The following is a 13,849-nucleotide window of genomic DNA, read 5'->3' as shown; positions in this document are numbered from 1 at the left end:
CCCGAACGACCATCAGGAGAACTGATATGCGCGATTCAGCGCTTCGCGTCCGCACGGACGCCTCCCGCCACCGAGCGGCCTAGCGACCTCCACCGGTGCTGTGCGACCTTCGGGGGAAGGAACGCACCACCGGTGGATCGGATGCCGCCCACTGCGCCCCGTGACGCTTTCGAGCGTCCTGCGCACAGGTGGCATCCCGCGGCGCCGTGGGGATCCCCTCCCCTACGGCGCCGCAACTCAGGCGGCTCACGGCATCCCAGCGCCGGCCGCCTGGTGGCGGGCGTCTCGCATCCCCTCGCGAGGCGCCCGCCTCTCTCAGCCGCAGAGGCGTGTCAGATCGCGGTGGACGCGCGCTCGACGAGATCCATCGGCACCAGAGTCTGGGTGCCGATGTGCTCGCCCTTGATCAGGCGCACGACCGTCGCCATCATCGCAGCGCCCTTCGCCGCGGTGTGCAGGTCGACCGTGGTCAGCTGCGGTGTGGTGCCGGTCGAGAAGACGTTGTTGTCCATCGTGGCGACGGCCACGTCGGCGGGCACGTCCAGCCCGCTCTCCTTCAGCACGGGCATCGCCCCATAGGCCATCTGAGCGGAGGCGATGAAGATCGCGTCGAAGGGCGCATCCGCCGCGATCAGGCGCTGTGCCGCGGCGGCACCACTGGCCGGAGTGAAGTCGCCCTCCTCGTCGCCTGCAGGCTCGAGCCCTGCCGCGGCGAGCGTCTCGCTCCAGCCGCGCCGCCGCTCATGCCCGGCGAACGTGTCGAGCGGGCCGGTGATGGTGGCGATGCGTGTGCGACCACGGTCGACGAGATGCTGAGTTCCGAGCGCGGCGGCGGCATGGTTATCGACATCGACGATGTGGATCTCGTCGCCCACCTCTCCAGGAGGGCGCACTCCGAAGACCACGGGAAGGGTCCGTGCGAGCTCCCGATACGACGACGAGGCGCTGTGGTGCGAGAGGATCAGTGCGCCGTCCACATTGCCCCGCCGCAGGAACTGATGGGTCTTCTCCGGGTCCTTCTCGGACTCGATCAGCAGCGTCAGGGAGTACTCGGTGGACGACGCGTACATGGCCGCACCCTGGATGACCTCGGCGAAGTAGGGATCGGCGAAGAACTCGGCCGTGCGCTCGGGGATCATCATCGCGACCGTCTGCGTGCGGCGGCTCGCCAGGTTGCGCGCAGCGCGGTTGGGCACGTAGCCGACCTTGGCGATCGCCGCGTTCACCCGGGCGATGGTCTGCTCGGTCACCCGCGGCGACCCGTTGATCACGCGCGACGCGGTGGAGCTCGAGACACCGGCGAGGGCCGCGACCTCTTCCAGGGTCGGGATCCAGGGCTGCGCCGCCGGGGCCGGCTCCTTCATCACGTCTGTCTCCTGCTGCCCGTCGGGTGCGTTCGTGGATCCTCCATCGGAGGTGGGACTTCTACACCGTACGCCATGCCGGCATGCGGTTCAGTCCGGGATCACGTGGCCTTCGATCAGCCGCTGCACCCACCGTCCGCTGTCCTTGACGGTGCGCTCGTGGGTCTCGTAGTCGACGTACACGATCCCGAAGCGCTTGCTGTACCCGTAGCTCCACTCGAAGTTGTCGAACAGCGACCAGACGAAGTATCCGCGCAGATCGACGCCCTGCCGCATCGCCCGATGAGCGGCGGTGAAGTGGCGGCGCAGGTAGTCGACGCGCTCGTCGTCCTGCACACGATCGCCGACCAGTTCGTCCTCGAAGGCCGCGCCATTCTCGGTGATCAGCAGCGGCAGATCGGGATGCTGCCTGCTGAGCGAGAGCAGCAGGTGCTCGAGACCGTCGGGGGCGATGTTCCAGCCCATGGCCGTGTACGGACCCTGCTGGCTGAGGAACTCGACGTGCTCGCTGCCGGGCCAGGCCGAGCCGCGGGCGCTCCTGTGCCCGTCGGCGTGCTCGCGCGGCGAGACGCCGTCCCACAGACGCACCCGCGCCGTGGAGTAGTAGTTCACGCCGAGGCTGTCGAGCGGCTGGCGGATGGTCTCGGCATCCCCGGGGAGGACGAACGACCAGTCGGTGACCGACTTCGTGTCCTCGATCAGATCGACCGGGTACCCGCCGGTGAGCAGCGGCTGCGTGAACGACCGGTTCGCGAGCGCGTCGATCCGGCGCACGGCCTCGGTGTCCGCGCCGTCGACGCCGTCCTCCGAGCGCACGACGTGGAAGTTGAGGGTGATCGAGACCTCGGCCTGGGGCGTCACCTCACGCAGCACCTGCACTGCGAGACCGTGGGCGAGGTTCAGGTGGTGCATGGCTGCGAGCGCGTCCGCGCCGTCGGTGCGGCCCGGCGCGTGACCGCCGGAACCATAGCCGAGGAAGGCGCTGCACCACGGCTCGTTCAGTGTCGTCCACGCCGGCACGCGGTCACCGAGGGCCTCGGCGACGATGCGGGCGTACTCCGCGAACCGGTAGGCGGTCTCGCGGTTGGTCCAGCCTCCGGCATCCTCCAGCGGCTGCGGCAGATCCCAGTGGTAGAGCGTGACGACCGGGCGGATGCCGCGGGCGATCAGCCCGTCGAGAAGGCGACCGTAGAAGTCGAGTCCCGCCTGGTTCACGGCACCCGAGCCCAGCGGTTGCACGCGCGGCCAGGAGATCGAGAACCGGTAGGCCTCCAGGCCCATCTCGACCATCAGGTCGAGGTCGGACTCGAGGCGGTTGTAATGGTCATCGGCCACGGCACCGGTGTCGCCGTTCACGACCTTGCCCGGTGTGGCGCTGAACGTGTCCCAGATGGACGGCCCGCGGCCGTCCGCGGTGGCAGCACCCTCGATCTGGTAGGCGGCGGTGGCCGCGCCGATCACGAAGTCCGCCGGGAACACGAGCCCGCTGTCCCGGTAGTCGGGGTCTCCCTGCGTCGCCGGGATCGCCGGGCTCTCGCGGGTGTGGGCATTGATCTCGATGGTCATGTCAGCCTTTCACTGCGCCTTGCATGATTCCCGCCACGAGCTGTCGGCCCGCGACGACGAAGAGGATGAGAAGCGGGACGACCGAGAGCACGGCTCCCGCGAGCACCATGGCGTTGTCAGGATTCTGCCCGCCGGCGGCGCTGAGGGCTGCCAGAGCGGTCTGCACGTTCGGATTCCGCGGCCCGAGCACGAGCATCGGCCACAGGTAGTCGGTCCACGACGCCATGAAGGTGAACAGGGCGAGCACCGCCATCCCGGGTCGCGCCGCGGGGATGGCGACGTGCCGGAAGGTGCCCCACATGCTGGCGCCGTCCATGCGGGCGGCCTCGATGAGCTCGTCCGGGATGACGTCGACCAGGTACTGGCGCATGAAGAACACGCCGAACGCGGTCACCAGGCCTGGAACGATCACGGCCTGCAGGGTTCCGGTCCACTTCCACTCGGCCATCAGCATGAACATCGGGATGATGCCGAGCTGGGTGGGGATCGCCATCGTCGCGATCACCGTCAGAAGCAGTCCGGTGCGGCCGCGGAAGCGCAGCTTGGCGAACGCGTATCCGGCCAGAGTGGAGAAGAACACCACCGAGATGGTGATCGCGCCCGAGATGATCACACTGTTCAGCAGCGCCAGCAGGAACGGCACGGTGTCGAACACCTTCGCCGCGTTGCTGAGGAAGTTCGGTCCGGGCAGGATCGCAGGCGGAACGAGGTTCGTGTCCGACGACTGTCTGCTGGAGATCACGAAGGACCACCACAGCGGGAAGGCGGATCCGGCGAAGAATGCGGCCAGCAGCGCGTAGGTGAGCACACCCGGACGCTCGTAGAACCGCCGACGGCGCGAGCGGCGCTCCTCGACGGAGACCGGCTGATCACTCGATGAGGGCTTCGTCGCCTGCGGCGGCGTGACGGTGGCGGTCATGACACTCCCTGCTCGGTGCTGACGGAGCCGCGGGCGATCCGAGCCGTCTTCGTGTCGGCAGTGCGCACCGCGCGGGTGACCGCGTAGCTGAGCAGACCGACGAGCACGATGACGACGAAGAGGATCCAGGCGGTGGCCGATGCGCGGCCGAAGTCGCGCCTTGGGAACGCCAGCTCGTAGAGGTAGAGGACGATGGTCTGGAACTGACGGTCGCTGCCGCCGTTGGTCCGGCCGTCGAACAGCTTGGGCTCGGTGAAGATCTGCAGACCGCCGATGGTCGCGGTGATGACCACGAAGATCAGGGTGGGGCGGATCATCGGGATGGTGATGGACCAGAAGCGGCGGGCCTTGCTCGCGCCGTCCAGCGTGGCCGATTCGTAGACGTCGCGCGGGACGGCCTGCATTGCCGCGAGCAGCAGCAGGGCGTTGTATCCGGTCCAGCGCCAGTTCACCATGGTGGCGATCGCGACGTGCGACGGGAAGACGTCGAACGCCCAGCGGACGGGGTCGAGTCCGAGAGTTTCCAGGATGCCCGCGATGGGGCCGTGGAACTGGTTGAAGACCTGCAGGAAGATCACCGTGACGGCGACGGGGGCGACGATGTAGGGCAGCAGGATGCTCATGCGCCAGAACGTCTTGCCCCGGATGGCCTGATCCAGCAGCGCGGCCACGATGGTGGCGACGATCAGCTGCGGGATGGCGGAGAGCAGGAAGATGCTGATGGTGTTGCCGAACGCGTTCCAGAAGAACGGATCGGTGAGGACCGAGACGTAGTTGTCGATCCCGACGAAGTCGCCCTGCCCTTTGAGCAGGTGCCACTGGTACAGCGACACGTTCAGCGTGTACGCGATCGGGAAGACGCCGATCAGCGCGAACAGGAGAAAGAACGGGGCGACGTAGAAGTACGGGGAGTAGGTGTAGTCGAAGCGACTGACCTTCTGACGGAAGGTCAGTGAAGGTCGGGCGGTGCGTCCCGGTGAGGTGGTCATCGTCAAACCAATCCGCGATACGAGGGTGGAGGGGTGGTGCGGGTGGCCCGGCGCGCTGCGCCGGGCCACCCGGGTCGATCAGCCGACGAGCTGGTCGAGCAGTGTCATGGCCTCGTCCCACGCCTTGTCGGGGTCGGTGACCTCACCCTGGCTGACGCGGTCGAAGATCGGACCGAAGACGTTGTCCTGGATGTTGGAGTCCTCCGGTCCCTTGACCTGGGCGACGACGCCCTTCGCCCGCTCTGCGAAGATCTCGCCGACAGGTGCGTCGTTGAAGAAGGCGCTCTTGGTATCGCCGACGAGCTTCTGACCCTCGGGCGTGCTCGGGAAGGGACCGGCCTTCTCGAAGGCGCTGGCCTGCTGCTCGGGCGATGCGAGCCACAGAGCCAGCTCAGCGGCCTCCTTGGGGTGCTCGGAGGATGCTGCGACGCCGAGGAACGCGCCGCCCCAGTTCGCGGCACCGCCGGGCAGCACGTTGGCGAAGTCCCAGCCGCTGTCGGTCGTGCCCTCGTCGTAGTAGCCCTGCACGATGCCGAGCATCCAGCTCGGGCACATGTACACGGCGTAGTCGCCGGCCTTGGCCTCGGGTCCGACGTCCCAGCCGGGCAGGCCGGCGCCGAGGCCGTCCTTCTCCGCCTGGACGATCTTGGCGAACTGCTCCTTCAGGACCTTGTTGTCCTTGATGTTGAGGGTCTCGCCGTCCTTCTTGTAGTAGCCCTCCTTCTGCTGGTTCACGAAGGAGTTCCAGAAGAATCGGGGGCTGTGGTAGAACGCCTTGCCGGACTTCTCGACGTACTCCTGGCCGACCTCGAAGAAGCGGTCCCAGGTGGCGTCCTCGCCGCCGAAGTACGCTGCCACCTCGTCGCGATCGCTGGGCAGGCCTGCCGCCTTGAAGAGGTCTCCGCGGTAGCAGAGGCCCTGGGGGCCGATGTCGAGACCGGCTCCGATGACCTGGCCGTCGGTCGTGGTGCCCTGCTCGTACTTCCAGTCGAGCCAGCTGTCCTTGACGTCTTCGATGCCGTAGTCGCGGAGGTCGACGAAGGCATCCGAGACCTCGGCGATCGTGCCGAGCCAGCCCTCTTCGATCGCGACGATGTCGCTGAGCCCGGTGCCGGCCGCGATCTTCGCGTAGGCGTCGTCACGCGCCGCGCCGCCGCCCTCGAGGTTGGTCGCCTCGATGGTGATGTTCGGGTGCTCGTCCATGTACTGCTCGTAGGCGGCCTCGACGCCCATCGTGCCGAACGTGGTGATCGAGAGGGTGATCTTCTCGTCGCCGCTGCCTGCGTCGCCTGCGTCGGCCGCGGAGCAGCCGGTGGCGACAAGAGCCAGCGCGGCGACGCCGGCGAGGGATGCGACGATCCTGCTTCGTGATGCGTTCACGGATTCACTTCCTTGTGCGTGGGGTAGGTGTGGGAGCGCTTGCATTGCGAGTGGTGGGAGCGCTCTCAATTGATTTCATAGCGACAGTACGCGCATGTTTCTCCGCATGTCAAGAGTTGCATGGGCGCGCTCCCACGACACGGAAGGAGGAGGGTGGGCTTCGGAGGTCACCGACGACGGGCACGAGATCAGGCGGGGTTCCCATGCCAATGGCAGCACTGGACGGCATGATGACGGCCGTGGCGCGCCCCTCCCCCTGGCGCGGCCACGGCCGTCATACCCTCCGATCAGTTCTGCTGACGCCGCCTCACCAACACGAGCGAGCCGAGCATCAGGAACATCGCAGCGCCCAGTCCGAGCACGGACAGGTCACTGCTCCCCGTGTTCGCCAGAGTGGCTGGGCCACTGGACGAACTCGAGTCCGAACGCGACGGGAAATAGGCCGCCGCCGCCATGTGCGGGTCGCCCGCCGGACCGACTGTGGCCGGCTGTCCGATCGGCGACACCGGGTCAGTGGGGATGCCCGGGGCTCCGGGTTCACCCGGGGTACCGGGATCAGCCGGGGCACCCGGATCCGTCGGGGAACCGGGATCCGTCGAGGAACCGGGATCCGTCGGGGTGGAACCCTCGACGAGGTCGCTGACGGAATCGACGACCTGGCTGAAGAGAACGCCCACTACGGGCAGCTGACCGGCAGCATCACCGACGGTGTCGACGACACCACCGATCACACCAGCATCCGGAAGCTCCGGAAGTCCCGGAACCGAGGGGTCGCCAGCACCTGAAGGCGCCGAAGCCAAGCTGGCCACCATGGAGAGGACCGTACCGACCGGACCCCCCACAACAGGCAACTGGCCGGCAGCATCACCGACCGTGTCAACGACACCACTGACCACGCCAGCGTCCGGAAGACCCGGAACCGAAGGGTCGCCAGCACCTGAAGGCGCCGAAGCCAAGCTGGCCACCATGGGGAGAACCGTACCGACCGGACCACCCACAACGGGCAGCTGACCTGCGGCGTCACTGACCGTGTCAACGACACCACCGATCACACCGGCATCCGGAAGACCCGGAACCGAAGGGTCGCCAGGGACCAGACCGCCGACAGAATCGACGACCTGGGCCACCGGACCCCCAACAACGGGCATCTGGCCAGCGGTATCAGCGATCGTGCCAACAACACCATCGATCACACCGGCATCCGGAAGCTCCGGAACCGAAGGGTCGCCAGCACCTGAAGGCGCCGAAGCCAAGCTGGCCACCATGGAGAGAACCGTACCGACCGGACCACCCACAACAGGCAACTGACCAGCAGCATCACCAACCGTGTCAACGACACCACTGACCACGCCAGCATCCGGAAGCTCCGGAACCGAAGGCACACCCGGCAGCTCGGGAAGACCCGGGATCAGACCACCGAGCGTGCCAACAGCACCATCGACAACCTCTCCGAGATCCGGAACACCAGGAAGACCCGGAACCGAAGGAACACCCGGGACCAGTCCGCCGACAGTGTCGACGACCTCACCCACAGGGCCACCCACAGCAGGCAACTGACCGGCGGCATCACCGACCGTGTCAACGACACCACTGACCACGCCAGCGTCCGGGAGCCCCGGAACCGAAGGCACACCCGGCAGCTCGGGAAGACCCGGGATCAGACCACCGAGCGTGCCAACAGCACCATCGACAACCTCTCCCAGATCCGGAACACCAGGAAGACCCGGAACCGAAGGAACACCCGGGACCAGTCCGCCGACAGTGTCGACGACCTCACCCACAGGGCCACCCACAGCGGGCAACTGACCGGCGGCGTCACCGACCGTGTCAACGACACCACCGATCACACCAGCATCCGGAAGACCCGGAACCGAAGGCACACCCGGGACCAGTCCGCCGACGGTGTCGACGACCTCACCCACAGGGCCACCCACAGCAGGCAACTGACCAGCAGCATCACCGACCGTGTCAACGACACCACTGACCACGCCAGCGTCCGGGAGCCCCGGAACCGAAGGCACACCCGGCAGCTCGGGAAGACCCGGGATCAGACCACCGAGCGTGCCAACAGCACCATCGACAACCTCTCCCAGATCCGGAACACCAGGAAGACCCGGAACCGAAGGCACACCCGGGACCAGACCGCCGACAGTGTCAACGACCTGGGCCACCGGACCACCCACAGCAGGCAACTGACCGGCGGCGTCACCGACCGTGTCAACGACACCACCGATCACACCAGCATCCGGAAGACCCGGAACCGAAGGCACACCGGGAGTACCCGGCAGCTCGGGAAGTCCCGGGATCAGACCGCCGACGGAATCGACGACCTGGGCCACCGGACCACCAACAACAGGCAACTGACCTGCAGCGTCACCGACCGTGTCAACGACACGACCGATCACACCGGCATCCGGCAGCCCCGGAACCGAAGGAACACCAGGAGTACCCGGCAGCTCCGGCAGACCCGAGATCAGGCTACCGAGCGTGCCAACAGCACCATCGACAAGCCCTCCCAGATCCGGAACACCGGGAAGACCCGGGACCGAAGGAACACCAGGCAGACCCGGGAGCTCGGGAACACCCGGGACCAGGCCGCGGACAGTGTCGACGATCTGGGCCACCGGACCACCCACGACAGGCAACTGGCTGGCAGCGTCACCGACGGAGTCAACGACGCCGCCGATCACACCAGCATCCGGGACACCGGGAAGACCCGGAACCGAAGGAACACCCGGCAACTCGGGTACACCCGGGATCAGGCCGCCGACAGTGTCAACGACCTGGGCCACCGGACCACCAACAACAGGCACCTGACCTGCAGCGTCACCGACCGTGTCAACGACACCACCGATCACACCAGCATCCGGGAGCCCCGGAACCGACGGCACGCCAGGAGTACCCGGGAACTCCGGCAAACCCGAGATCAGGCTACCGAGCGTGCCAAGGGCACGATCGACAACCTCTCCCAGACCCGGAACACCCGGGACCGAAGGAACACCAGGCAGACCCGGCAGCTCTGGAAGACCCCGGACCAGTCCGCTGACAGTGTCGACGATCTGGGCCACCGGACCGCCCGCGACAGGCAACTGCCTGGCAGCGTCACCGACGGAGTCAACGACGCCACCGATCAAACCAGCATCCGGAGCGCCCGGCAGCTCAGGCAGACCCGGGAGACCCGGAATCAAACCGCCGACGGTGTCGACGACCTCACCCACAGGACCACCCACAGCAGGCAACTGACCTGCAGCGTCACTGACCGTGTCAACGACACCACCGATCACACCAGCATCCGGAAGACCCGGGAGACCCGGGAGCGAAGGAACGCCAGGAGTACCCGGCAATTCCGGAAGCCCCGGAATCAGTCCACCGACCGTGTCAACAACACCACTGACCACACCAGCATCCGGGACACCGGGAAGACCCGGAACCGACGGAACACCAGGCAGCTCAGGCAGACCCGGGATCAGGCCACCGACAGTATCGACGACCCGGGCGACCGGAGCCCCAACGACAGGCAGCTGACCTGCAGCGTCACCGACCATGTCAACAACACCACCGATCACGCCAGCATCCGGGACACCGGGAAGACCCGGAACCGACGGAACACCAGGCAACTCAGGCAGACCCGGAATCAGTCCACCGAGCGTGCCAACAGCACCATCGACAAGCCCTCCCAGATCCGGAACACCGGGAAGACCCGGGACGGAAGGAACGCCAGGCAGACCAGGCAGCTCGGGAAGACCCGGGATCAGACCGCCGACAGTGTCAACGACCTGGGCCACCGGACTACCCACGACAGGCAGCTGGCCTGCGGTATCAGCGATCGTGCCAACGACACCATCGAGATCCGGAACACTGGGAAGACCCGGAACCGAAGGAACACCAGGCAGCTCCGGCAGACCCTGAACCAGGCCGCCGACAGAATCGACAGCGCCACCGACGGAGTCAAGAACACCGCCGATCACACCAGCATCCGGAACACCCGGAACCGAAGGAACGCTCGGAAGTCCCGGCAGCGCGGGAACGCCCGGAACCAGGCCACCGACAGTGCCAACAGCATCTCCGACAACCCCTCCAAGATCCGGAACACCCGGAACCGAAGGAACGCCGGGAACAGCCGGCAGCTGCGGTACCAACCCACCGAGGGTGCCGATGAGGCCATCCACGTCCGGAACAGCCGGAAGGCTCGGAACCGAAGGAGCGCTCGGAAGTCCCGGCAGCGCAGGAACGCCCGGAATCAGACCCCCGACAGCCTCGACCAGATCGCCAGGCGCCTTGCACAGACAGTCACCGACGCCGCCGACCAGGCCACCCAGGTCGAGGACAGGACCGGTGGGCTCGCCCGGCAAGACGGGCAACGCCGGCAACGCCGGCAACGAAGGCAACGAAGGCACAGTCGGTGGATCTCCGACAACGTCGCCGACGCCCGAGACCGGAGTCGTGATCCCTAGGACGAACTGTCCGCCGGATGCGACACCGATGCCGGAACCGCCGACCTTGCCCCCGCCCGCGACGCCCGAATGATGCGTCACCGTGGTGTTCGGGCCCGTGGCGACTGCCCCGCCCGTGTTGATCCCGGCGCTGCCGCCGCGGCCATCTTCACCTGTCGCTGCCATCGTCGAGCCCTGCGATCTCGCGTCGGCGGACACGCTCACCGCGTTCGCCTTCACCGTCGCCTGCGCCGACGCGTCGACGACTCCTCGGGCGCCCGTGGGCCCTCCCGGAGAATCGTTCGAGTGCGCAGCGCCCGCCGGCTTCACCGGAGCCGCCTTCACCGGAGCCGCCTTCACCGACACCGTCACCGGCGCCGAGACCGCGGCGACCGCCTTCTCACCGGTCACGACGCCGACGACGGCATCAAGATCGACCGACACGCTCGCAGTGGGCTTCGGCTTCACGGCCGACGCGTCCGGGGCGGACGCTCCTGTCGACAGAACGACCTGGCCCTCGAGCGTGAGAGGCAACTGGACATCGATGATCGCCGAGGAGTCGCCCTCGGGAGGTTCAGAGGCAGCGGCGGCACCAGTACCGGCGGCCCAGAGGCCACCTGCGAAACCCACGAGAAGCAGGCTTCGCGAAACATACTTGTTCATGTCTAACCCTTTCTGAGTACGAAGAAGAGTGGATTCACGTCATGAATCGCGCGTCACGCATGAAGCGTGGCGCCTTCCTCGCTTAGTCAGGGGTTGAGTCGGTGTCGAACACCGGCGACGACGGCAGTTCGTCGCGCACGGTGCTCAGCGCCAGAGAGGCCGCGGCCTCGTGGAAGGATGCAGCGGATGCCGCATCCGAGATCATGGTCCCGCCCGACGGGGCGGACCCGCCCGCGCTCGTCCCCGAACCACCGGCAGGTGCGGGAGCAGCGGGCACCACGGGCGGCAGCTCGCCACCCGTGGGCGCGTCGAGAGGACTCCCCTCGTCGTGCAACACAACGAGGGGATCCGTCTGGGACATCGGCACTGGCACGAGAACTGAACCCTCGGCGAATCCACGCATTACGGATGCCGGTGCAGGCACCGGCGTGAGCGCGCGGACCGTCTCCGTCGGGGCCGGCAGAAGCCCGGCCGGCGACGCGCCACTGCGGACGGCATCCGCGACACCGGCCACCCCACCGACGACCGGTGCGAGCAGCTCTCGGGTCGGCGCGTCACCGAGCAGATCACCAGCCAGAGGCAACTGGCCGACCGTCTCGTTCACAATCGTGTCGAGCAGCCCCGTGACCGGCGCAGCGATATCCGCTGCTTCCAGGGAGTCGAGAGATGCGGGGATGGCCGCAACCACCTTGGCGACCGCCTGCGGTGCGGTCTCAACCGCGGCGACCACCACAGGGGGGACCTGCGCGACGGTTTCCGACACTCGTGCCACGACCTCCGCGACAGCACGCGGGGACGCCGCAGCGTTCGGCACCGTCGCGACCTTCGCGACCACCGGGGCGACCGCCGCGTGAACGGGAGCAGTCACCGTCTTGACGGGAGAGCAGTCACCGTCTGAACCGAGACAGTCGCCGAATCCGTCACCTGGCTGACCAGGGAATCCAGCAATCCGGCATCCGATTCGCCGGTGGCTGCCGATGCTCCCTGAGCTCCGGTGAACAGGCTCATCGCGAGCCAGACCGCGCCGACGGCGAGACCGAAGAGCCCGAGGCGCATGCCGGCGCGGATTCCGCTTCGCGACAACAGGTCACCTGACTGCAACGGAATCACCCCCCGGGTCTTCTCACTCGGGAGGCTACACGGATGGAGCCAGTATGTGAAGACCGATATTCCGGTTGGTCGTCACCGAAGATGCAGAACGCCCCGCCCTCCGAAGAGGACGGGGCGTCCGACGCGTGCGGCGAAATTACTTCGCTGCGACCACCTGAAGGGTGATCACGGCGGTGACGTCGTCGTGCAGACGAACGGTCGCCTCGTGCAGACCAACGACCTTGATCGGGTTGGCGATGTGCACCTTGCGCTTGTCGATCGAGCCGAGGTCGGCTGCGGCGACGGCGTCGGCCACATCGCCCGTCTTGACGGAACCGAACAGACGGCCCTCGCCACCGGCCTTGACAGCCAGGCGAACCTTGGTGCTCTCGAGCTTGTTCTTCAGCGCGGTGGCCTCATCGAGGTCGTGGATCTGGCGAGCCTTGCGGGCGGCCTGGATCGACTCGACCTGCTTGGCGCCACCACGGGTCCACGCAACCGCGAAGCCCTGGGGGATGAGGTAATTGCGGGCGTACCCGTTCTTGACCTCGATGACGTCACCGGCGCTACCGAGCCCGGCGACCTCGTTCGTGAGAATCAGCTTAGACATGTCCGTACCCCTCAGCGGCCAGCGCCGGCGTAGGGCAGGAGAGCCATCTCGCGAGCGTTCTTGATCGCCTTGGCGATCAGACGCTGCTCCTGCACAGAGACACCGGTGATACGACGGGCGCGGATCTTTCCACGCTCGGACACGAACTTGCGAAGCGTTGCGACGTCCTTGTAATCAATGACGCCCACGCGGATCGACTTCGCGGGAGCGGTGGGCTTGCCACCCTTCCGCGGCTTGCGGCGGTCGCCGCTCGACTTTCCAGCCATGAGTTTTCCTTAAATGATGAGATCGGATGCCGTGGAGCCTTCGACAGGCTCCGACATCCGGAACATTAGAACGGGGTGTCGTCGCCGAAGCTGCCCGGAGTGCTCCAGGCGTCAGCGCTCGAGGAGCCGGGGGTCGACCACGGCTCGTCCGAGACCTGCTGCTGCTGCGGACGGGACTGCCCGCCACCGGCACCGCCGGTGGATGCGGCCCGCGTGACCTGTGCCGTCGCGTATCGCAGCGACGGACCGATCTCGTCAACTTCCAGCTCGATCGACGTGCGCTGGTTGCCTTCGCGGTCCTGGTAGGAGCGCTGACGCAGGCGGCCCTGCGCGATGACGCGCATGCCCTTGGTCAGCGACCCTGCCACGTGCTCGGCGAACTCGCGCCAGACCGATGCGCGAAGGAACAGCGCATCGCCGTCCTTCCACTCGTTGGCCTGGCGGTCGAACGTGCGCGGAGTCGAAGCGATGGTGAAGTTCGCCACCGGCAGGCCGTTCTGCGTGTAACGCAGCTCGGGGTCTGCGGTGAGGTTGCCCACCACGGTGATGACGGTTTCGCCGGCCATGATG

At 67.1% G+C, this 13,849-nt stretch carries 11 protein-coding genes; all 11 read right to left on the bottom strand.

The genetic code is table 11. The features are described from left to right. Nucleotides 1–332: 332 nt before the first annotated feature. Complete coding sequence (locus QF046_RS11750) at nucleotides 333–1,364, bottom strand: LacI family DNA-binding transcriptional regulator (protein ID WP_307372824.1); 1,032 nt, start codon at nucleotides 1,362–1,364, stop codon at nucleotides 333–335. A gap of 90 nt (nucleotides 1,365–1,454) precedes the next feature. Then, complete coding sequence (locus tag QF046_RS11745; RefSeq protein ID WP_307369950.1) at nucleotides 1,455–2,930, bottom strand: GH1 family beta-glucosidase; 1,476 nt, start codon at nucleotides 2,928–2,930, stop codon at nucleotides 1,455–1,457. 1 nt (nucleotide 2,931) lies between these two features. Continuing rightward, nucleotides 2,932–3,849, bottom strand: coding sequence for a carbohydrate ABC transporter permease (locus QF046_RS11740; protein WP_307369948.1), 918 nt, complete (start codon nucleotides 3,847–3,849; stop codon nucleotides 2,932–2,934). Then, the gene (locus QF046_RS11735; RefSeq protein ID WP_307369945.1) at nucleotides 3,846–4,838 is read right to left on the bottom strand and encodes a carbohydrate ABC transporter permease; all 993 of its coding nucleotides are present in this window, start codon (nucleotides 4,836–4,838) and stop codon (nucleotides 3,846–3,848) included. Before QF046_RS11735 ends, QF046_RS11740 begins: the two co-directional genes overlap by 4 nt. Before the next feature lie 78 nt (nucleotides 4,839–4,916). Further along, nucleotides 4,917–6,218, bottom strand: coding sequence for an extracellular solute-binding protein (locus tag QF046_RS11730; protein ID WP_307369942.1), 1,302 nt, complete (start codon nucleotides 6,216–6,218; stop codon nucleotides 4,917–4,919). A 287-nt stretch (nucleotides 6,219–6,505) separates the two neighbouring features. After that, entirely contained in the window at nucleotides 6,506–11,314 is a 4,809-nt protein-coding gene (locus QF046_RS11725) for an LPXTG cell wall anchor domain-containing protein (RefSeq protein ID WP_307369940.1), read from the bottom strand. A gap of 82 nt (nucleotides 11,315–11,396) precedes the next feature. After that, a complete protein-coding gene (locus tag QF046_RS11720) occupies nucleotides 11,397–12,182 on the bottom strand; it encodes a hypothetical protein (RefSeq protein ID WP_307369938.1) in 786 nt (261 codons plus the stop codon). Next, entirely contained in the window at nucleotides 12,179–12,397 is a 219-nt protein-coding gene (locus tag QF046_RS11715) for a hypothetical protein (protein ID WP_307369936.1), read from the bottom strand. Before QF046_RS11715 ends, QF046_RS11720 begins: the two co-directional genes overlap by 4 nt. A 163-nt stretch (nucleotides 12,398–12,560) precedes the next feature. Beyond that, nucleotides 12,561–13,013, bottom strand: a complete 453-nt coding sequence (gene rplI, locus QF046_RS11710; RefSeq protein ID WP_307369934.1) for a 50S ribosomal protein L9 — start codon at nucleotides 13,011–13,013, stop codon at nucleotides 12,561–12,563. 11 nt (nucleotides 13,014–13,024) lie between these two features. Then, nucleotides 13,025–13,279, bottom strand: coding sequence for a 30S ribosomal protein S18 (gene rpsR, locus QF046_RS11705; protein WP_307369931.1), 255 nt, complete (start codon nucleotides 13,277–13,279; stop codon nucleotides 13,025–13,027). A gap of 65 nt (nucleotides 13,280–13,344) precedes the next feature. Then, nucleotides 13,345–13,845, bottom strand: coding sequence for a single-stranded DNA-binding protein (locus tag QF046_RS11700; protein ID WP_307369928.1), 501 nt, complete (start codon nucleotides 13,843–13,845; stop codon nucleotides 13,345–13,347). Nucleotides 13,846–13,849: the final 4 nt, after the last annotated feature.

This window comes from Microbacterium sp. W4I4 (assembly GCF_030816235.1).
In the GTDB taxonomy this organism is placed as follows: Bacteria; Actinomycetota; Actinomycetes; order Actinomycetales; family Microbacteriaceae; genus Microbacterium.
This window is presented reverse-complemented; position numbering and strand designations above follow the sequence as displayed.